The organism is Flavobacterium sp. YO12, assembly GCF_004119495.1.
Classification (GTDB): domain Bacteria; phylum Bacteroidota; class Bacteroidia; order Flavobacteriales; family Flavobacteriaceae; genus Flavobacterium.
On the sequence record NZ_NRQU01000015.1, the window covers coordinates 48,030 to 67,257 of the forward strand.

Here is a 19,228-nt window from a genome sequence, read left to right on the forward strand (position 1 = left end):
ATGCAAAACTTTTTTTCATTGCTTAAACGGGAATTTCAATTATTTTGGAAAAACAAAGTGCTCCGAATATTATTCATTGGCGCACCAATACTCTATGGTGTTTTACTGGGATATGTTTATGGTAAAGGCAAGGTAACCGATTTACCCATAATTGTAGTTGATCAGGATAGAAGTGAATTAAGCTCAAAAGCGGTTCAGATGTTTGAGGATAATGAAGTTTTATCGATTGCTTCTATTTTGTACGATCAAAATAATCTTTCGAAAATTACCATTGAAAAAGAAGCCACCTGCGTGGTTATTATTCCAAAAGATTTTGAAAAAATGACGCTCACTAAAAAATATCCAGAAATTACAACTATTGTAAATACATCTAATGTTTTAACAGCTAATTATGCTTCGACTGCTATACAAGTTTGTTTAGGAACATTAAAAGCAGGCGTTCAAATTGAAACATTACGAAAACAAGGTGTCCCAGAAAATTTACTGATGTCGCAATACGAGCCTTTCAAAACTACTTTTATAAAAAAATACAATCGCAGCACCAACTATATGTATTTTCTTTGGCCGGGCGTTCTTGCAACGGTACTGCAGCAAGTGCTTTTACTCGGATTAGCACTTTCTTTCGCTTCTGAATTTGAAAACGGGACTTTTAAAGATTTAGTAAAAAGATGCCCGTCAATTTTCAAAATGCTTGCCGTAAAAATAATTCCATATCTCATAATGAGCTTTGGAGTCTGGCTTATTTACTGGCTTTTTACTTTATGGTTCAGACTTCCGTTTTATGAAAATTTACTACCGCTTACTTTTATTGCTGGAATATTTGTATTATCTGTTTCCTTCATCGGAATTTTGGTAAGTGTAGTCGTTCCAAATCAATTAAAAGCGACAGAAATTTTGATGGTAATTGCAACGCCAAGCTTTATATTAAGCGGTTTTACTTGGCCTTTAAGCCAAATGCCTCAGGCTGTTCAAGCGATCGCAAATGTGATTCCGTTGACTCATTTCTTAAAAGCTTTTAGAATTCTAATTATTGAAGACGGTGCTTTTTCACAAACTACAACACCAATCTGGAATATGATTATTATTGGCTCAGTCTGCTCAGTTGGTGCTTACATTGCTTTGTATTTTAAAAAGAAAAGCATTTTAAAAGAAGCATAATTTTTTGACATAAAAAAAGGCATAAGAATCAACTTATGCCTTTATATTTTTTAAAGAGAGAATTACTTTTCAATCTCTCTCATAGAATCCATTTTTTTATGCGCAAGGAAACCTGCTACGTCTTCAAAATGCTCTTTCACACGTTTGTTTCCAAATTCAAAAACTTTAGTCGCTAATCCGTCAAGGAAATCACGGTCGTGAGAAACCAAGATTAATGTTCCGTCAAAATCACGCAAAGCATCTTTAATGATGTCTTTTGTCTTCATATCCAAGTGATTCGAAGGCTCATCCAGAATCAATAAATTTACTGGTTCTAACAACAATTTAATCATTGCCAAACGTGTTTTTTCTCCACCAGAAAGCACTTTTACTTTCTTGGTAATATCATCACCTTGAAACATAAACGCTCCAAGAATATTTTTAATCTGTGTACGAATATCTCCTACTGCAATTGCATCGATAGTTTCAAAAATAGTTGCATTTTCATCTAATAATGAAGCCTGATTTTGAGCGAAATATCCAATTTGTGCGTTATGTCCAATTTCAACACTTCCTTCATCAACACCAATTTCTTTCATAATTGCTTTGATCATGGTCGATTTTCCTTCTCCATTTTTACCAACAAAGGCAACTTTCTGACCGCGTTCAATTACAATATTAGCATCTTTAAAAACGACATGATCTCCGTACGATTTAGACATTTCTTTTACTACAACAGGATATTGTCCAGAACGTGCCGCCGGCGGAAACTTCAAACGCAATGCAGAAGTATCTACTTCATCAACTTGAACAATTTCAAGTTTTTCAAGCATTTTTACACGTGATTGTACTGCATCGGTTTTTGAAAACGTTCCTTTAAAACGATCGATAAAAGCTCTGTTATCAGCTATCATTTTTTGTTGCTCATCATAAGCTTTCTGCTGATGAATACGACGGTCTTTTCTAAGTTCTAAATAATGTGAATATTTAGCTTTATAATCGTAAATTCTTCCCATTGTTACTTCGATCGTACGATTTGTAATATTATCTACAAACGCTCTATCGTGCGAGATTACTACAACCGCTTTAGCAGAAGTCAGTAAAAATTCTTCCAGCCATTGAATACTTTCAATATCCATGTGATTGGTAGGCTCATCCAGTAAAATCAAATCTGGTTTTTGAAGTAAAATTTTAGCCAATTCAATACGCATTCTCCATCCTCCAGAAAATTCAGAAGTTTGACGTGTAAAATCTTCTCTCTCAAAACCTAAACCAACTAAGATCTTTTCAACTTCAGCTTCGTAATTTACTTCTTCAATTGCATAATATTTCTCGCTTAAGTCAGAAACTCGCTCGATCAATTTCATGTAAGCATCACTTTCATAATCCGTACGAACTGTTAACTGCTCATTGATTTCGTCGATTTCGGCTTTCATTTTAAAAATTTCACCAAAAGCTTTAGAAGCTTCTTCCATTACAGTAGAGCCGTCTTTGGTCAATAAATGCTGAGGCAGATAAGCCACAACAGCATCTTTTGGTGTAGAAATACTTCCTGTAGAAGGCTTGCTTTGTCCTGAAATTATTTTTAAAAGTGTCGATTTTCCCGCACCATTTTTACCCATAAGGGCGATTTTATCATTTTCGTTTATAGCAAAAGAAACATCGCTAAATAATGTAGTTCCACCAAACTGAACCGAAATATCGTTAACTGTAATCATTACTTTCTGTGAATTTGTTTAATCGGTTAATCGTTTATTTGACTACCCATTTTTTTCGTGCTGCAAAGATAGATTAATTAGAGTATTAGACAATATTATTTAGATTACAGAGCAGCAGGATTTTTTAAATTACATCAATATTCCTACATATTCACAAAATTTAATCTTATCTTGTATAAGAATTTAAAAATCAGCAAAATATGAGAACTAAATTAAACCTAACTATCAGTCTTATTGCAACGCTAGTATTTGGAATTTCTGCAAATGCTCAAAAAACGGTAATTAAAAAAGAAGCTTTGCCAGCAAATGCTCAAACTTTCTTAAAAACGCACTTTGGTTCAAAAAAACCAAGCTACATATTAGAGGATAAAGAAATTCTCTCTACAGAATACAAAGTTCAATTTGATAATAAAATTGAAATCGAATTTGACAAAAAAGGAAACTGGAAAGAAGTTGATGGTAAAGGCGCTAAACTTCCAACGTCTATCATCCCAAAAAAAATTGCCTCTTACGTAAAAGCAAATTTTCCTAAAGAAAAAGTAACCAAAATTGAACTGGGGTCTTTTGGCTATGAAACAAAACTAACCAACGGTTTAGAATTAAAATTCAACACAAAAGGAGATTTCACTAAGATTGACAATTAACAAAAACTGATAAATTTAAAAATCTACTATAAAGCAAAACCCGACAAAATTTAAAAATTTGTCGGGTTCAAAAAATTATCTAATTTTCAAATTGACTAATTATCTAATTAATCTTTTCTCCATTTTTTAGTTTCTTCAAAAATATGCTCTAAAATTGAAGCTTCTATTTCATCAAAAGCAATATTTCGTCTTCCCATAACTAATTTGGCAGTTTCGAAAGCTTTTTTAGTTACGTACGTTGTAAAACCTGCTGCTCCGCCCCAAGAAAAACTTGGAACAAAATTTCTAGGAAATCCAGAACCAAAAATATTAGCACTTACTCCAACAACAGTTCCAGTATTAAACATAGTATTGATGCCACATTTGCTGTGATCACCCATCATTAAACCACAAAACTGAAGACCTGTTTTTGCAAATCCTTCTGTTTCATAACTCCACAATTTTACTTCTTCGTAATTATTCTTAAGATTTGAATTATTACTGTCTGCACCAATATTACACCATTCTCCCAAAACTGAATCACCAAGAAATCCATCATGTCCTTTGTTTGAATTGGCAAAAAGAACAGAATTCTTAACCTCTCCTCCTATTCTAGATCCTGGACCAACTGTTGTTGCTCCATAAATTTTAGCATTAAGTTTTACTGAACCATTTTCGCACAAAGCAAAAGGACCGCGAATTACAGTTCCTTCCATGATTTCAGTATTCTTACCTATATAAATAGGTCCTGTTGATGCATTTAAAGTTACAAACTCCAATTTTGCTCCTTCTTCGATAAAAACATTCTCAGGCGCTATAACATTTACACTCTTAGGAATTGGCTGTGACTTTCTATCTTCTGTCAAATAAGCAAAATCAGCACGAATCGCAGCGTCATTTTTAGAAAAAATATCCCATGTATGTTCAACCGTCAAACAATCTTCATTGTACTGAATAACTTCGTATGAATCAAAATCAACTTCTTCTTGATTTTCTGTTGTAAAAAAAGCAATTACATCATCTCCTTTAAAGATCGCCTGATTTTCTTTTAAATCAGAAATTAATTCTGCCAGTGCATCATTTGGTAAATACGCCGCATTAATCATTACATTTTCTTCCATTTCCACCATCGGAAATTTGGCAGATAAGTAATCCTCAGTAATTGTTGTAATAGTAGAACCTAGACGTGATTCCCATTTTTGGCGAATCGTCATAATTCCAATTAGAATATCAGCCACAGGTCTTGTAAAAGTAAAAGGCAGTAAAGCATTTCGGACCGGACCGTCAAAAAGAATATAATTCATAAATAAATTTTGTACTTGTTAAAATCTTGATTTGGTTATCAGGGTCAAAGTTACAAATATTTATTTTTTTTACTAAAATTGTTTTAGTAGATAGTAATTAATTCATGAATAATCGTATTGCTCTTAATTATAATAAAAAAAACATAGCCCGTGATTTCAACCATGGGACACAATATATCTGCAACACGTACCGCATGGTTGAAACCACATTCTATATTTAAAATCTAGTTTTTGTCTTTTAATAATTTAGAATAAAATAATTCGTGAATTGCTTCGCCAGTTCGCTATCGCTCGAGTCGCACCTAATAAATTATTGTACAAAAAAAGCCTTCCGATTGGAAGGCTTTTGTATGATTGTAAACAGCTATTATTTTTTAGCGTGTTTTGCATATTTAGTTTTGAATTTATCAATACGTCCTGCAGTATCGATAAGTTTAGATTTACCAGTATAAAAAGGGTGAGATGTTCTAGAAATCTCCATTTTTACAACTGGATACTCAACTCCGTCAACTTCAATTGTTTCTTTTGTATCTGCAGTAGATTTAGTGATAAAAACTTCGTCATTTGACATGTCTTTAAATGCAACTAATCTGTAATTTTCTGGGTGAATTCCTTTTTTCATCTTTTCTTTTATTTATTGTTTTAGAGCATTTTTATTTTGAAGCTTTTCCATGGTTAGAAAAAGGTATAAACAACTCTACTCTTTTTTGTTTAAAAATTTAATTATTTTTGAGTGTGCAAATTTACAATTCTTTTTTAATAAACAAATACTTAGCTCACTTTTTTTTAGTTTATTTCGAAAAGCTTTTTTTATCTTCGATTATACTGGGAATTACTATATTTGTGGATTAATTTTAAACTTATAGAAATATGATTAATGAAGTTATTAAAAAGAATGGAGTTACTTACGGCATTACTCTAGGAATCATCCTAGCTTTGATTACTGCAACAATGTATGCTATAGATCTAAAATTATTTGTTTCGGGCTGGGTAGGCGGTCTAACATTTGTGCTTTATTTAATAATTGGCATCCTATTATTGGTTAAAACAAAAAAAGAAATCAACGGCTTTTTTTCGTTTAAAGATGCATTTACCACTTTTTTTATAACTACTATAATTGCTTTAGCAATTTCTACCTTATTTAGTATTATATTATTTAATGTAGTCGATCCAGGCGCTAAAGACACCGTAAACGAGTTACTTATAAAATACATGGCTGAAACTTTACAAAAGTTTGGAACACCAGCCTCTGCTGTAAATGAAGCTTTAGCTAAAATGAAAGAAAACAGTCCTTTCTCAACTATAGAACAACTAAAAGCTTTAATTTTCAGTATTGTCGGCTACTCAATTTTAGGATTAATTTTAGCTGCATTTTTCAAAAGCAAATCTACACAAGAATAAAAATATAAATGAATTTATCTATACTTATACCGCTTCTAAATGAAGAGGAGTCACTTCAAGAACTATATACATGGATTATTAAAGTGATGCAATCTAACAATTACTCTTATGAAATCATTTTTGTGGATGATGGAAGTACAGATGATTCTTGGAATATTATTGAACGTTTCTCAAACGAAAACCCAAATGTAAAAGGGATTCGTTTTATGAAAAATTTTGGAAAATCGCAGGCTTTGCATGCTGGTTTTGCAAAAGCAAAAGGCGATGTAATTATTACAATGGATGCCGATTTACAAGATAGTCCGGATGAAATTCCAGGATTATATGAAATGATTACAGCTCAGAAATTCGATTTGGTTTCTGGCTGGAAAAAGAAACGTTACGATTCTGTCGTAGCAAAAAATCTGCCTTCAAAACTATTCAACTGGGCTGCCAGAAAAACTTCGGGTGTTGAATTGAATGATTTTAACTGCGGACTAAAAGCATACAACAACACAGTTGTAAAAAACATTGAGGTATCTGGTGAAATGCACCGTTACATTCCAGTTTTGGCAAAAAATGCTGGTTTTAATAAAATTGGCGAAAAAGTGGTTATTCACCAAGCGCGTAAGTATGGTGAAACTAAATTTGGAATGGATCGTTTCATAAACGGTTTTCTAGATTTAATTACGATTTGGTTTTTATCAAGATTCGGAAAAAGACCAATGCATTTATTTGGAGCGATAGGTTCACTAATGTTCATTATCGGATTTCTATCTGCGGGATACATTGGTATTTCAAAACTATACCATATGTACAACGGAATGAAGTACAGCCTGGTAACTAGTAATCCGTGGTTTTTTATTGCGTTAACCACAATGATTCTTGGAACTCAGCTTTTTTTAGCAGGTTTTCTAGGAGAAATCATTTTGAGAACCAAAAACAACGAAGAACGCTATAAGGTTTCAAGAGAGGTTAATTTTTAATCGAAATACTTTACCTTCTCAGACATAGGAAACAGGATCGACTCCTGAAAAAACTTATTTTTATTTAAAAAATATTAAAAAGACATTTACATGAATATAGCACCTAACATATTGAATGCTGTAAACGAATGGTTGACTCCAACATTTGACAAAGAAACGCAAGCAGCTGTTAAAGAATTATTGACTACTTCGCCAAAAGAACTTGAAGAAAGCTTTTATAAAAATCTAGAATTTGGAACTGGCGGAATGCGCGGTGTCATGGGTGTTGGAAATAACCGAATCAACAAATATACACTTGGAAAAAACACTCAAGGTCTTTCTGATTATCTTCATGAAGTTTTTCCAAATCAGCCTTTAAAAGTAGTTATCGCTTACGATTGTCGTCATAACAGTAACACTTTAGCAAAAGTGGTTGCCGATGTTTTCTCTGCAAACGGAATTCAGGTTTATTTGTTTTCTGATATGCGTCCAACTCCTGAATTGTCTTTTGCTCTTAAATATTTAGGTTGTCAATGCGGAATCGTTCTTACTGCTTCGCACAATCCTCCTGAATATAACGGATATAAAGTGTATTGGGAAGATGGCGGACAAATTGTTCCTCCACAAGATGCTGCGATTATTAATGTGATAGAAAATTTAAGCTACGACAAAATTAAGTTCAATGCAAATGAGAGCTTAATTCAATATATCGATACTGAAATTGACAAAGCATTTGTAAAATCTTCAATTGAAAATGCAAGTTTTAATACTCCGGCTGAAGCCAAAGACAATTTACATATTGTATTTACTTCATTGCACGGAACTTCTATAAAATCTGTTCCAGATACTTTATCACAAGCTGGATACACAAACGTACACATTGTTCCTGAGCAAGCTGAACCAAACGGCGATTTCCCAACAGTAAAATCTCCAAATCCAGAAGAACCAGAAGCTTTAACAATGGCTTTGGCTTTGGCAGATAAAACCAATTCAGATATTGTTGTTGGAACAGATCCTGATTGTGATCGTCTAGGAGTTGCCGTAAGAAACAATGATGGTAAAATGATTTTACTTAACGGAAATCAAACCATGATTTTAATGACTTCTTTCTTATTGAAACAATGGAAAAAAGCAGGTAAACTTAACGGAAAACAATTTATAGGCTCAACAATTGTTTCAACTCCAATGATGATGGAGCTGGCTACAAGTTATGGCGTAGAATGTAAAGTTGGCTTAACAGGTTTTAAATGGATTGCTAAAATGATCAAAGATTTTCCTGAACTTCAATTTATTGGAGGCGGTGAAGAAAGCTTTGGCTTTATGGTTGGCGATGCAGTTAGAGACAAAGACGCTGTTGCTGCTACCTTATTAATATGTGAAGTTGCTGCTCAGGCAAAAGCTGCCGGAAGCTCTGTTTATAAAGAACTTTTACAACTTTATGTTGAAAATGGTTTTTACAAAGAATATTTAGTTTCATTGACCAAAAAAGGCATGGAAGGCTTAGAAGAAATTAATCAAATGATGATTAATTTACGTCAAAATCCTCTAAAAGAAGTAAACGGTCAACGTGTAATTATGGTTGAAGACTATCAATCATCAACTGCATTGAACTTATTGACAAACGAAGAATCTTCAATGGATATTCCAAAATCAAACGTATTGATTTATTATACTGAAGACGGCTCTAAAATTTGCGCAAGACCAAGTGGAACAGAACCAAAAATCAAGTTTTACATCAGTGTAAATGCTGAATTAGAATCTGTACTAGATTTTGATGCCGCAGAAAGTTTCTTAGACGGAAAAATTCAAAACATCATTGCAGATATGCAATTGAAATAAATATAATGAGTGCCAAACTGGAAACAAATGATAAACCTGAACTATTAGATTCAATAATTGGACTAATAGATCAGACTCGTCATTTTGTTGCCAAAACAGTAAATCAGGAATTAACGCTCTTATATTGGAAGATTGGCAGAAGCATCAATGATGAAATTCTAAAAAACGATAGAGCAGATTATGGCAAGAAACTTATTCTAAATCTAAGCCATGAACTTTCTGAACGTTACGGAAGTGGTTTCAACAAAAGAAACCTACACAGCTTCATCAAACTAAACACTGTAATTCAAGACATTACAATTGTGCACACAGTGTGTGCACAATTGACATGGTCTCATATTAGATCACTTATCTATATTGAAAGCGATATAAAACGTGAATTCTACATTCAGATGAGCATTCACGAACGCTGGAGTGTACGAACCTTACAAGAACGCATTGACAGCATGCTTTTTGAAAGAACTGCCATCAGCAAAAAACCAGAAGAAACAATCCTTAACGATCTCGAGTTATTAAAAACTGAAAAACAAATTAGTCCTGATTTAACTTTTCGAGATCCTTACTTTTTAGACTTCTTAGGTCTTCACGACACTTATTCGGAGAAAGATTTAGAAAGTTCAATCTTAGCTCAATTACAAAATTTCATTACTGAAATGGGTAGCGAATTTGCTTTTCTTGCCCGCCAAAAACGAATCACTATAGATGATGAAGATTTTTATATTGATCTTCTTTTTTATCATCGCGGCTTAAAACGTTTGGTCGCAATTGACTTAAAACTAGGAAAATTCAAAGCTTCATACAAAGGTCAAATGGAGTTATACCTTCGCTGGTTGGAGAAAAACGAACAAAAAGAAGGAGAAAACAAACCAATTGGATTAATTTTATGCAGTGAAAAATCTCCAGAACAAATTAATTATTTAATGCTTGACAACGATGACCAAATCAAAGTTTCGGCATATTTAACCCAATTACCTGAAAAAAAATTATTGCTCGAAAAACTCGAAAGAGCCATCGCTATAGCAGAAAACAATATCCATAAAAATGAGTAATTTCAAAAAAATAGTTCCTTTTATATATCCATATAAAAAATATGCATTCTTAAACATTTTCTTTAATGTTCTGTATGCGCTTTTCAGTACACTTTCGTTTGTTGCTTTAATACCGATGCTTCAGGTGTTATTTGACAAAACAAAAGCAAACAATGTAAAACCTGTATTTAAAGGAATTTTACAGCTTAAGGAATATGGGGAAGACTATTTAAGCTACTATATTACCACAACAAAAGGAACTCACGAATCTGGTTACGTTCTTTCCATTATGGTTGCTATAATCATCTCGATCTTTTTATTAAAAAATTTAGCCGATTATTTAGCGATGTTTTTTATCAATTTTTTGAGAAATGGTGTTTTAAAAGACATGAGAAATGCTTTGTACAAAAAAACACTAGAGCTTCCTTTAGCTTTTTATTCTGAAAAAAGAAAAGGAGATGTAATTTCTAGAATTTCTGCAGATGTAAACGAAGTTCAAAATTCATTTTTAGCAATTTTAGAGCTTATCGTAAAAGAACCTTTAACTATTATTTTTACGATAGCTACCATGCTTATCATCAGTGCCAAACTGACTTTGTTTGTTTTTATTTTTATTCCAGTTTCAGGATATATCATTTCTTTGATTGGAAAACAGCTTAAAAAACAATCCACAAAAGCTCAAGAAGAACAAGGAAGATTTCTATCTACTATCGAAGAAACAATTGGCGGATTAAAAGTAGTAAAGGGCTATAATTCTGAAAATTACTTTAATACCGTTTTTCAAAATTCAACAGAACGTTTTTTCAATTTATCAAACAGTATTGGAAACCGTCAGAACTTAGCTTCTCCTGCGAGTGAGTTTATGGGGATTACTGTTATTGCCATTTTACTTTGGTACGGCGGACAGATGGTTTTAATTGATAAAACTTTAGAAGGCGCCGCTTTTATCGCTTACATGGGATTGGCCTATAATATTCTAACTCCTGCAAAAGCCATTTCTAAAGCTTCTTATGGAGTAAAAAGAGGAAATGCCGCAGCAGAACGTGTTCTTGAAATTTTGGAACAAGAAAACACTATTGTTTCTAAAGAAAATGCTATTGAAAAATCGACTTTTGACGATAATATCGATATTAAAAACATCAACTTTAAATACGAAGAAGAAACGGTTTTAAAAGACTTTTCTCTTCAAATTAAAAAAGGACAAACTGTTGCACTTGTTGGTCAATCTGGAAGTGGAAAAAGTACTATTGCAAACTTACTGACTCGTTTTTATGATGTAAACGACGGAACAATTTCTATTGACGGCATCAACATTAAGGATATGAACCTGCAATCGCTTCGCAGCTTAATGGGACTAGTTACACAAGACAGCATTTTATTTAATGATACTATTAAGGCCAATATTTCATTAGGAAAACTAGACGCTACTGATGATGAAATAATCGAAGCTTTAAAAATCGCAAATGCATATGAGTTTGTAAAAGATCTTCCGCAGGGAATTTATACCAATATCGGAGACAGCGGAAATAAGCTTTCTGGCGGGCAAAAACAACGCTTATCGATTGCAAGAGCAGTATTAAAAAATCCGCCGATTATGATTTTGGATGAAGCAACTTCTGCATTAGATACTGAAAGCGAAAAATTTGTTCAGATAGCTTTAGAAAACATGATGCAAAACAGAACTTCTATTGTAATTGCCCACCGTCTTTCGACAATTCAAAAAGCAGATATAATCGTAGTAATGCAAAAAGGAAAAATTGTTGAGCAAGGAACACATGACGAACTAATTGCCCACAACGGCACGTACAACAAACTGGTAACTATGCAGTCTTTCGAGTCTTAAACACAAAACAAAGACTTAACAAACAAACGAACACAGATTAAAGAATTATTAAACCTGATTTTAATTTCTTTAATCTGTGTTTATTTTTATAACTTTAGGTTAGTTAAAGAATAAACTTTTTAACGCTTCTTAAAAATGTATATTAACAACCCTAATATCAAACTGCCAGATGATCCTAATACGATTGTTTGGAAATATCTTGATTTATCTAAATTTCTAGATCTATTACTTTCGAAGAAGTTATTTATGTCTCGTTCTGACAAATTCGAAGATCAATACGAAGGCACTTTCAGCGAACCTACTTACGAAGAAATAAAAAAACTTGCGGTTGACAATCCTGATTTCCTAAGTTACTACAAAACGCATCGAGAAAAAGTTGCGATCAGCAGCTGGCATATAAATGAATACGAATCGTTTGCAATGTGGCAGATTTTTACTCAAAACAGCGAAGGATTAGCCATTCAGTCTACAATTGGAAGATTACAGAAAGCTTTAAAACCAGAAAACAATTTCGACCAATATATAGGCGAAGTAAATTACATCGATTACAAAAGAGAATACATTCCGTTTGATGATTTATTCTTTCCGTTTTTATTCAAAAGAAAAAGCTTTCAATACGAACGCGAGGTCCGAATTATCACCGATACTTCCAAAAGTAATCTCAAAATAAACGATGGTCTAAGAATCAATGTTGACCTTAAATACCTTATCGAAAAAATTTATATACACCCTAAATCGGAGAACTGGTATAAAAAACTTGTAATTGATTTAGTTCATAAACTAGATCATGATTTTGACATCGAAAAATCAGATTTGGAAAGTGATATATTAATATAAAGAAGCTAAGGTTCTAAGATACTAAGATGCTACGTTTTTATCCTATCACAGATTAAAAACTTTTCTAATTGTGACTAATAAGAAAGGCGTGTAGAAAATTTTAAATTTCTACACGCCTTTCTTAATTTTATAAAGCGTAAAAATCACCTTAATTCTTTCAATCTATAAAAACCTCAGAATCTCTATATAGGCTTATAATTTTTCACTTCCCATTTTTTCGAAGTCAAATCGATATAATTGTAATGCAAAACATCGTTTTTATCAAACTGCCCGTTTTGGTTCGTGTCTTCGATAGTTCTAAAATACAAACGGTTTTTAGATTCGATCAAATTCCAATCTACCAATTCTTGCAAATCAGCAGAAACTTTTGTGAAGTTTTCCCCGCTGATATCACTTAAATACAACGTTTTAATATCGCTTGTATCAATTTTACCATCTTTGTTAGTATCTGAATCTGTTAAAGTATAAACCATAACTTTATTCTGCGTTTTGTCTGCAACCGTTTTCAAATAAGTAGCGGTTAAAATTAAAACCGGTTTATCTGAAAGCGGACGAATTGAATCTGAATCTACTTTTTGAAATTTTAAATTCTGAAGATATCCCGTAATTTCATATTCTCCCAAATTAGAGATTGTAAAGCTTATATCATTCACGCTCGAAGATCCGTAACGTGCTTTTGACCCCTTTTCAAAAACCCTTAAATCACCAACAGGATGAATTAAATAATTCGTTCCTTCCATCTGAATAGGCAAATCTGCAATTTCAATTTGTGTCGAATCACTCTTTGCGACAGCTCCAACTTTATTTGAACCATCATAAATTACTTTTGGCTTTTGCTGTACTTCATCTTTACAACTCATTAATGTACCGATGATTATTAAGGCTATATATTTTAAGGAATTTTTCATGCTTGCAAATTATATTAGAATATCAAATATAGTATTTTTGATCGTATTATCTGTTTTTATTGAATTTTACTAAAGCAAAGATATTGAGAAACACAATTCCAAGATAACCTAAAAACACAATCCAATTTTGTTTATACAAAGATAAATAATACTCGAACCTCTTCTTTCTCTCCTGTTCCAAGATATAATCTTTATTAGCTTCAAAATAACCACATGTAATTGGGACAATTTTTACACTTATTTGATTCTTAGGCTTTGGTATTCTCAAAACAAAAAAGTTGTTTTTATATTGCATAAACAATGTTTCTTTTTCAGCAAAGAAGATATCCAAAATTTCAATATAAACTTCATATTTCATCTTAGCGCCAAAACAAACTTGAATTCCATTTATTGTATCATTTGTACGATTTAATTCTTTTAAATCAAATTGAAGTTTATTTAACTTTTTTCTTTCTAAATCCAAAGAATTATTAAAATTAAAAACTTTATAATTCCTTTTATAAGCCATAAACAATCCTTGTCTCAGTAGAGTCACTAGGAACATTAATATCAATACATCGCTCATCTTTAAAAGCATCAACTTTATAAAAATGATAAAAACACAGTAAAGGAATAACAATTAAAGAAATCATTCCGGGAACATAATAAATCCTTCTTCTATTTTCCCGTTTCCTTATCATAACCTTACATTCAGTTTTATATTAAAGACTCTTGAAGTCATAAAATTCGGGATCGCATATTGGTTTTTAGAATAAACATCGCGAACCCAAGTATTCGTAATCGCATTTTGATTGTTGAAAATATTAAAAATCTCTAATCCAACAGATAACTCTTTAAAATTTTTAAGCCAGCCTGTTTTAGCATTCTGAGTACTGCTGTCAACAAAAACTTTAGCAAAACCAATATCAGCTCTTCTGTAATCGTTTAATCTATTTTGATACAAATAAGGATCAGAATAAGCTGGTGCGCCTCCAGGCAAACCAGTATTATACACTAAATTAAGATACACTTTTACACTTGGAATATTTGGCATATAATCCTGAAACATCATTGCAAATTTCAAACGCTGATCTGTCGGACGCGCTATATAACCTTTGTTCTCGTAATTCTCTTCGGTTTTCAAATATCCAAAACTAACCCAAGATTCCGTTCCGGGCACAAATTCTCCATTCAATCTAAAATCCAAACCTTGTGCATATGCTTTAGCATTATTATTGGCAACATATCGAATTCGAACATTATCTATCGAATACACATTTACGTCTGAAAGTGACTTATAATAAACTTCTGTAACCCATTTAAAAGGGCGATTCCACATTTTAAAATTGTAATCGTTACTCAAAACAACATGAACCGCTTCCTGCGCTTTTACATTCGGATTCACTACTCCATTCAAATCACGGAGTTCTCGATAAAAAGGCGGCTGATGATATAATCCTCCAGAAATTCTGAAAACCATGTCCATATCCCAATCTGGTTTTATTGCAAATTGCGCTCTCGGACTCAGTACAAACTGATTTTTTCCCTCAACCGCGGCACCCGAAACATTCCAGCTTTGAAAACGAGCACCAACATGAAACCAAATTTGATTGGAACCAATTTCGGATTGTTTATTCCATTGTGCGTAACCTGAAAATCTGTTTATCGTATTAAAATTTGTCGCTCGAACGTTTTGATATGGTAAAAGCGGACCTTCATAAGGAGTATAAGGCTGATTGTTTTTTGGCAGCATAACTAAAGGCGGATTTACTGAAAATCCAGCCGAATCAATCACCTCCCACTCGATAACTCTATCTCGAATTGATTCTCTGGTATATTTTAATCCAAATTCAAGCTGACTTTCTTTCCAGTCTTTAGCACCTTTAATTTCAACATTTGCAATTAAAGCATCCAAATCATTTCTAGCGTGATTCAACTGCGATCCAATTCCTCGAGTAAAATCAACCGCTGTCTCGTTAGTTCCATCCTCAGCTGCCGCATTTCCTAAACGATATTGCGCCAAAATATCAAAATGCTCTTTTTCTGTCGTATGAAATAATGATCCAATTAATTTTAAAGTAAGCGATGGCGAAACTTTATAAGTTGTTTTTAAAGCTCCAAAATAAGTATCGTATTGATCTTTTTCTTGACCTTCATAATACACATTAAGCGCCATTGGCTGATCGATAGTCCCAAATTTTGTTTCTCTGGTTAAGGGCTGATATAAATATTTATTCTGCGAAACATTTCCCAGAAAACTCATCTGCCATTTTTCAGAAATATCATAATTTATATTAGTTTGAAAATCAGCAAAAGTCGGCGTATAATTTGTCTTTGTATCTTGACTATTTACCAGCAAACTATTATTTCTGTAGCGAACTCCAGTTACTGCTGACCATTTTTTGTTTTTCGAAACGGCATCAACAGAAGCGCTTCCTCCTAAAAAACTGGCTTCTAAGGAAGCACCAAACCGAGTTGGTTTTCTATAAGTAATATCTAAAACTGATGATAATTTATCTCCAAACTTAGCTTGAAATCCACCTGCCGAAAAATCTACATTTTGAACCAAATCTGTATTGGTAAAACTCAATCCTTCCTGTTGCCCTGACCGAATTAAAAACGGACGATAAACTTCGACTTCATTAACGTAAACTAAATTCTCATCATAATTACCGCCTCGTACTGCATATTGTGTACTAAGTTCATTATTTGAATTTACACCCGGAAGTGTTTTTAAGATATTTTCTACACCTGCATTTGCACCGGGAACTTTTTTTATTGCTGTTACATCAATTGTTGCAATTCCCTGAACACGTTTTCTATTTTTGGAAGACACAAAAACTTCTCCCATCTGTTCTTCAGAATTACTCATTATCGGATTAAAAACAAAAAACTCATTTGGCTTTAAATTCACCGTTAAGCTTATCATTTTTAAAGAAATATGGGTAAAAATTATCGAAACTTTTTTGTTTGAAACTACATCAATTTCAAAAAAACCATTGGCATCAGACTGTGTACTATTTTTACCTGATGTGATATTTACATTAGAAACAATATTATTTTCATCGTCGACAATAATGCCCTTAACATGACCGTTTTGAGCAAACAAAGCACATGTGAAAAACAGAAAAAACAAGGCGAATATGAACCTATTATTATACAACTATTTGGGTTTTATTTTTGTTGACTTCTAAGGAAACGTGTTTCAAAGATAGAAGAATTCCCTACATTATCAATTACTTCAATTTTTAAATCATTTGCTCCTTCAAGCAGCAATTGAGGATCAAAAGTGTGAGTAATCTTTTTGTTTTTATTTTCATATTCAAACAAAACCCATTTTCCGTTCAAATAGCCGTTATAGGATTTAATTCCTGACGAAGAATCGCTGATAATAAACTCGATTTTTTTCTGATCGCTGATCCATTTATCCTGAACCGGCTTTGTAATTTTAATAACGGGTTTTATAGTATCTAATACTAAACCATATTGTCCTAATACTTTTGATTTTGCTGTATAAACATCTCCCTTTCTAACCGTACCGTTGTAACTGCTGCTTGCTCCGCTTATTCTTCCAATAAAAACTTTGTCGCGCAAGGCTTCAGAATAAGTATTATCCTTGATGGTTATAGTAAAATTAGAATGCACAGGAACGGTATCATCATGAATATAAATTCGATTGTTTTTAACATCAAAATTTAGATTAAAGTCATCGTAAAATGTTCCTGCAGGAAAGAAAACAGACATATTGTCTTTTTCGAAATTAGAATCTTTATTGTATTTAACAAAATACTTAGATGTACTCGCTTCTGCCGGCACCAAAGGAACAGCTGAATCATATTCGATTGGAACTGTGATTGAATTTAGATTTCCGTAATAATCTGAAACTTCAATTCTATAAGTTGACGCCAAATTAGGTTCTGCCGTAATTATCCCTCTAGACGCATCTGTTTTTATAATGCTTAACGCAAAAGGTGTTTTCATGAAAAGCTTCTGAACACGCTGACTTGTTTTTTTGTATCGCGAATAATCAATAAATGCATTGATGTAACGCATTTCATCAAATGAATAGGTATTAAATTGATAGTTGTAATTTTGATTTCCATTCAAAAATGTCGAAACATTAAAAACGCCATTTTTATTAAAAGAAACATCATCAGTATCAACAGCATTAATTCCAAAACCAATTTTTCCATTCGTTTTTACTTTTCCTGCAAGATAAGTTCCGTCTTTTTGCAGCGTCATGTTTAACAACAAAGGCTGTTTGGACTGATTAACTGAGGCATTGTCTAATGGATAAACATACAAACTTGACAAAGTTGGTTTCTTTGTATCTTTAATATTTTTATCAAACCCAAAGAAAATTGGATTAATTACAAACTCCGTTTTTGTATCTCTAATTTCAAAATGCAAATGCGGTCCTTCAGATGAACCTGTATTTCCAGAAAGTGCAATTAACTGTCCTTTTGTAACTGGAAGATCGCCTGGTTTCGGAAATAATTCAATTTCATAAGCCTTTTCAGCATAGTGCGCTTTGGTTACAAAATCTTGAATCGCTCCTTTAGTAGTTTGCAAATGCCCATAAACAGAAGTATACCCGTTTGGATGCGTGATGTAAATACATTTTCCGTTTCCAAACGTCGAAATCTTAATTCTCGACACATAACCATCGGCAATTGCATAGACATTGAGTCCTTCTCTCTGATTGGTTTTCAAATCAAAACCTGCATGAAAATGATTTGGTCTTAATTCTCCAAAATTACCCGAAAGCTGCATCGGAATATCTAATGGCGGACGAAAATAATCTTTAGGATATTGTGTTTGGGCAAAAATAAAGTGGCCGCACAAAAGGGCAAATACAGAAAATCTCATAAAATAACATTTTTGCTAAGATAAAAAATTAACAGGGAAAAACCGAAGATACAGCCACAAAAACACAATTGATTGAAATTCATTTATTTGTCTATTTTTAATGCAAAAAAATCGATAAAAAATTGCATTAATAAAAAGGAATATTAACTTTGTATGATTAAGTAATGAATAGGATGTATAATGAGTGTAATTGCCGAAATAATTGATACTCTTGAATATAAAATCGAAAAGCTGTTTGAGAAATCAAAAAGCTTGGAAAAGAATAATCAGGTATTACAATTAGAATTAGCCAAAGCTGCGCAAATTATTCGAAAACAATCTGAGGAGATTGAAGCTTTGAAGAAGCAGTATGACACACTTAAGATAGCCAATTCGTTGCTTGGCAGCGACGACAACAAGAGAGAGACAAAGCTTAAAATAAATTCATTAATTCGCGAAATTGATTACTGTATAGCACAACTATCAGATTAGATAACATGGACGGAAAGCTTAAAATCAAAATATCAATTGCAGACCGAGTTTACCCATTAACGGTAGATCCAGCTCAAGAAGAAGGACTTAGAAGTGCTTCAAAAAAAATTGATGCCATGATTAAGCAGTTCGAAGAAAGTTACGCAGTTCGCGACAAACAAGATGTATTAGCCATGTGCGCACTGCAATTTGCATCGCAAGTGGAACAAAAACAAATTGATAACGCAATCGATGGCGAGCAAACTATCGAAAGAATTAAAAAATTAAATTTGCTTTTAGATCAATATCTCGAAAACTAAACGTTCTTTACAGAAACTAAGATACTGC

17 protein-coding genes are annotated in these 19,228 nt (G+C 32.7%); 10 read left to right on the plus strand and 7 right to left on the minus strand.

Translation table 11 applies throughout. The annotated features are described in order from the left end of the window. Complete coding sequence (locus BOW55_RS07010) at positions 1-1,158, plus strand: ABC transporter permease (protein ID WP_129023558.1); 1,158 nt, start codon at positions 1-3, stop codon at positions 1,156-1,158. A gap of 62 nt (positions 1,159-1,220) precedes the next feature. Here BOW55_RS07010 and BOW55_RS07015 read toward each other — a convergent pair whose 3' ends face one another. Further along, a complete protein-coding gene (locus BOW55_RS07015; protein WP_089054158.1) occupies positions 1,221-2,855 on the minus strand; it encodes an ABC-F family ATP-binding cassette domain-containing protein in 1,635 nt (544 codons plus the stop codon). Positions 2,856-3,055: 200 nt separating this feature from the next. On the opposite strand from BOW55_RS07015, the gene BOW55_RS07020 reads away from it, so the two are divergent. After that, positions 3,056-3,499 (plus strand): PepSY-like domain-containing protein, encoded by a 444-nt coding sequence (locus BOW55_RS07020; protein WP_129023559.1) that lies wholly within the window; start codon positions 3,056-3,058, stop codon positions 3,497-3,499. A gap of 107 nt (positions 3,500-3,606) precedes the next feature. Here the strand turns inward: BOW55_RS07020 and BOW55_RS07025 are convergent, their stop codons facing one another. Together BOW55_RS07025 and BOW55_RS07030 are read right to left on the minus strand one after the other, a co-directional pair. Then, on the minus strand, positions 3,607-4,782 hold the full coding sequence (locus tag BOW55_RS07025) for a GlmU family protein (protein ID WP_129023560.1): 1,176 nt from the start codon (positions 4,780-4,782) through the stop codon (positions 3,607-3,609). A 367-nt stretch (positions 4,783-5,149) separates the two neighbouring features. Further along, a complete protein-coding gene (locus tag BOW55_RS07030) occupies positions 5,150-5,404 on the minus strand; it encodes a type B 50S ribosomal protein L31 (RefSeq protein WP_008464817.1) in 255 nt (84 codons plus the stop codon). 248 nt (positions 5,405-5,652) lie between these two features. Here BOW55_RS07030 and BOW55_RS07035 point away from each other — a divergent pair, with 248 nt between their 5' ends. From BOW55_RS07035 to BOW55_RS07060, 6 genes are all read left to right on the plus strand, one after another. After that, entirely contained in the window at positions 5,653-6,183 is a 531-nt protein-coding gene (locus BOW55_RS07035) for a DUF4199 domain-containing protein (protein WP_129023561.1), read from the plus strand. 8 nt (positions 6,184-6,191) lie between these two features. Continuing rightward, the gene (locus BOW55_RS07040) at positions 6,192-7,148 is read left to right on the plus strand and encodes a glycosyltransferase family 2 protein (RefSeq protein ID WP_089054154.1); all 957 of its coding nucleotides are present in this window, start codon (positions 6,192-6,194) and stop codon (positions 7,146-7,148) included. 90 nt (positions 7,149-7,238) lie between these two features. After that, complete coding sequence (locus BOW55_RS07045) at positions 7,239-8,966, plus strand: phospho-sugar mutase (protein ID WP_129023562.1); 1,728 nt, start codon at positions 7,239-7,241, stop codon at positions 8,964-8,966. Between the two features lie 5 nt (positions 8,967-8,971). After that, complete coding sequence (locus BOW55_RS07050) at positions 8,972-10,015, plus strand: YhcG family protein (protein WP_129023563.1); 1,044 nt, start codon at positions 8,972-8,974, stop codon at positions 10,013-10,015. Beyond that, entirely contained in the window at positions 10,008-11,837 is a 1,830-nt protein-coding gene (locus BOW55_RS07055) for an ABC transporter ATP-binding protein (protein WP_129023564.1), read from the plus strand. The genes BOW55_RS07050 and BOW55_RS07055 overlap by 8 nt, the downstream gene beginning before the upstream one ends. A 135-nt stretch (positions 11,838-11,972) precedes the next feature. Then, complete coding sequence (locus tag BOW55_RS07060) at positions 11,973-12,674, plus strand: DUF2971 domain-containing protein (protein WP_089054150.1); 702 nt, start codon at positions 11,973-11,975, stop codon at positions 12,672-12,674. A 182-nt stretch (positions 12,675-12,856) separates the two neighbouring features. Here BOW55_RS07060 and BOW55_RS07065 read toward each other — a convergent pair whose 3' ends face one another. The 4 genes from BOW55_RS07065 to BOW55_RS07080 all read right to left on the minus strand — a co-directional run bounded on the left by BOW55_RS07065 (position 12,857) and on the right by BOW55_RS07080 (position 18,430). Next, positions 12,857-13,582, minus strand: a complete 726-nt coding sequence (locus tag BOW55_RS07065) for a hypothetical protein (RefSeq protein ID WP_129023565.1) — start codon at positions 13,580-13,582, stop codon at positions 12,857-12,859. A gap of 46 nt (positions 13,583-13,628) precedes the next feature. Then, the gene (locus BOW55_RS07070) at positions 13,629-14,147 is read right to left on the minus strand and encodes a hypothetical protein (RefSeq protein WP_129023566.1); all 519 of its coding nucleotides are present in this window, start codon (positions 14,145-14,147) and stop codon (positions 13,629-13,631) included. A gap of 111 nt (positions 14,148-14,258) precedes the next feature. Continuing rightward, complete coding sequence (locus tag BOW55_RS07075) at positions 14,259-16,724, minus strand: TonB-dependent receptor plug domain-containing protein (protein ID WP_129023567.1); 2,466 nt, start codon at positions 16,722-16,724, stop codon at positions 14,259-14,261. An 11-nt stretch (positions 16,725-16,735) separates the two neighbouring features. After that, complete coding sequence (locus BOW55_RS07080; RefSeq protein WP_129023568.1) at positions 16,736-18,430, minus strand: M23 family metallopeptidase; 1,695 nt, start codon at positions 18,428-18,430, stop codon at positions 16,736-16,738. A gap of 180 nt (positions 18,431-18,610) precedes the next feature. On the opposite strand from BOW55_RS07080, the gene BOW55_RS07085 reads away from it, so the two are divergent. Both BOW55_RS07085 and BOW55_RS07090 read left to right on the plus strand, forming a co-directional pair. Continuing rightward, on the plus strand, positions 18,611-18,901 hold the full coding sequence (locus BOW55_RS07085) for a hypothetical protein (RefSeq protein WP_089054145.1): 291 nt from the start codon (positions 18,611-18,613) through the stop codon (positions 18,899-18,901). A 5-nt stretch (positions 18,902-18,906) separates the two neighbouring features. After that, positions 18,907-19,200: a cell division protein ZapA gene (locus BOW55_RS07090; RefSeq protein ID WP_089058357.1), complete on the plus strand. Its 294-nt coding sequence runs from the start codon at positions 18,907-18,909 to the stop codon at positions 19,198-19,200. Positions 19,201-19,228 lie beyond the last annotated feature (28 nt).

What these genes read in the sequence shown, in the direction of transcription:
- BOW55_RS07010 (WP_129023558.1), top strand. Translation starts at nt 1, where the DNA reads ATGCAAAACTTTTTTTCATTGCTTAAACGGGAATTTCAATTATTTTGG.
- BOW55_RS07015 (WP_089054158.1), bottom strand. Translation starts at nt 2,855, where the DNA reads ATGATTACAGTTAACGATATTTCGGTTCAGTTTGGTGGAACTACATTA.
- BOW55_RS07020 (WP_129023559.1), top strand. Translation starts at nt 3,056, where the DNA reads ATGAGAACTAAATTAAACCTAACTATCAGTCTTATTGCAACGCTAGTA.
- BOW55_RS07025 (WP_129023560.1), bottom strand. Translation starts at nt 4,782, where the DNA reads ATGAATTATATTCTTTTTGACGGTCCGGTCCGAAATGCTTTACTGCCT.
- BOW55_RS07030 (WP_008464817.1), bottom strand. Translation starts at nt 5,404, where the DNA reads ATGAAAAAAGGAATTCACCCAGAAAATTACAGATTAGTTGCATTTAAA.
- BOW55_RS07035 (WP_129023561.1), top strand. Translation starts at nt 5,653, where the DNA reads ATGATTAATGAAGTTATTAAAAAGAATGGAGTTACTTACGGCATTACT.
- BOW55_RS07040 (WP_089054154.1), top strand. Translation starts at nt 6,192, where the DNA reads ATGAATTTATCTATACTTATACCGCTTCTAAATGAAGAGGAGTCACTT.
- BOW55_RS07045 (WP_129023562.1), top strand. Translation starts at nt 7,239, where the DNA reads ATGAATATAGCACCTAACATATTGAATGCTGTAAACGAATGGTTGACT.
- BOW55_RS07050 (WP_129023563.1), top strand. Translation starts at nt 8,972, where the DNA reads ATGAGTGCCAAACTGGAAACAAATGATAAACCTGAACTATTAGATTCA.
- BOW55_RS07055 (WP_129023564.1), top strand. Translation starts at nt 10,008, where the DNA reads ATGAGTAATTTCAAAAAAATAGTTCCTTTTATATATCCATATAAAAAA.
- BOW55_RS07060 (WP_089054150.1), top strand. Translation starts at nt 11,973, where the DNA reads ATGTATATTAACAACCCTAATATCAAACTGCCAGATGATCCTAATACG.
- BOW55_RS07065 (WP_129023565.1), bottom strand. Translation starts at nt 13,582, where the DNA reads ATGAAAAATTCCTTAAAATATATAGCCTTAATAATCATCGGTACATTA.
- BOW55_RS07070 (WP_129023566.1), bottom strand. Translation starts at nt 14,147, where the DNA reads ATGAGCGATGTATTGATATTAATGTTCCTAGTGACTCTACTGAGACAA.
- BOW55_RS07080 (WP_129023568.1), bottom strand. Translation starts at nt 18,430, where the DNA reads ATGAGATTTTCTGTATTTGCCCTTTTGTGCGGCCACTTTATTTTTGCC.
- BOW55_RS07085 (WP_089054145.1), top strand. Translation starts at nt 18,611, where the DNA reads ATGAGTGTAATTGCCGAAATAATTGATACTCTTGAATATAAAATCGAA.
- BOW55_RS07090 (WP_089058357.1), top strand. Translation starts at nt 18,907, where the DNA reads ATGGACGGAAAGCTTAAAATCAAAATATCAATTGCAGACCGAGTTTAC.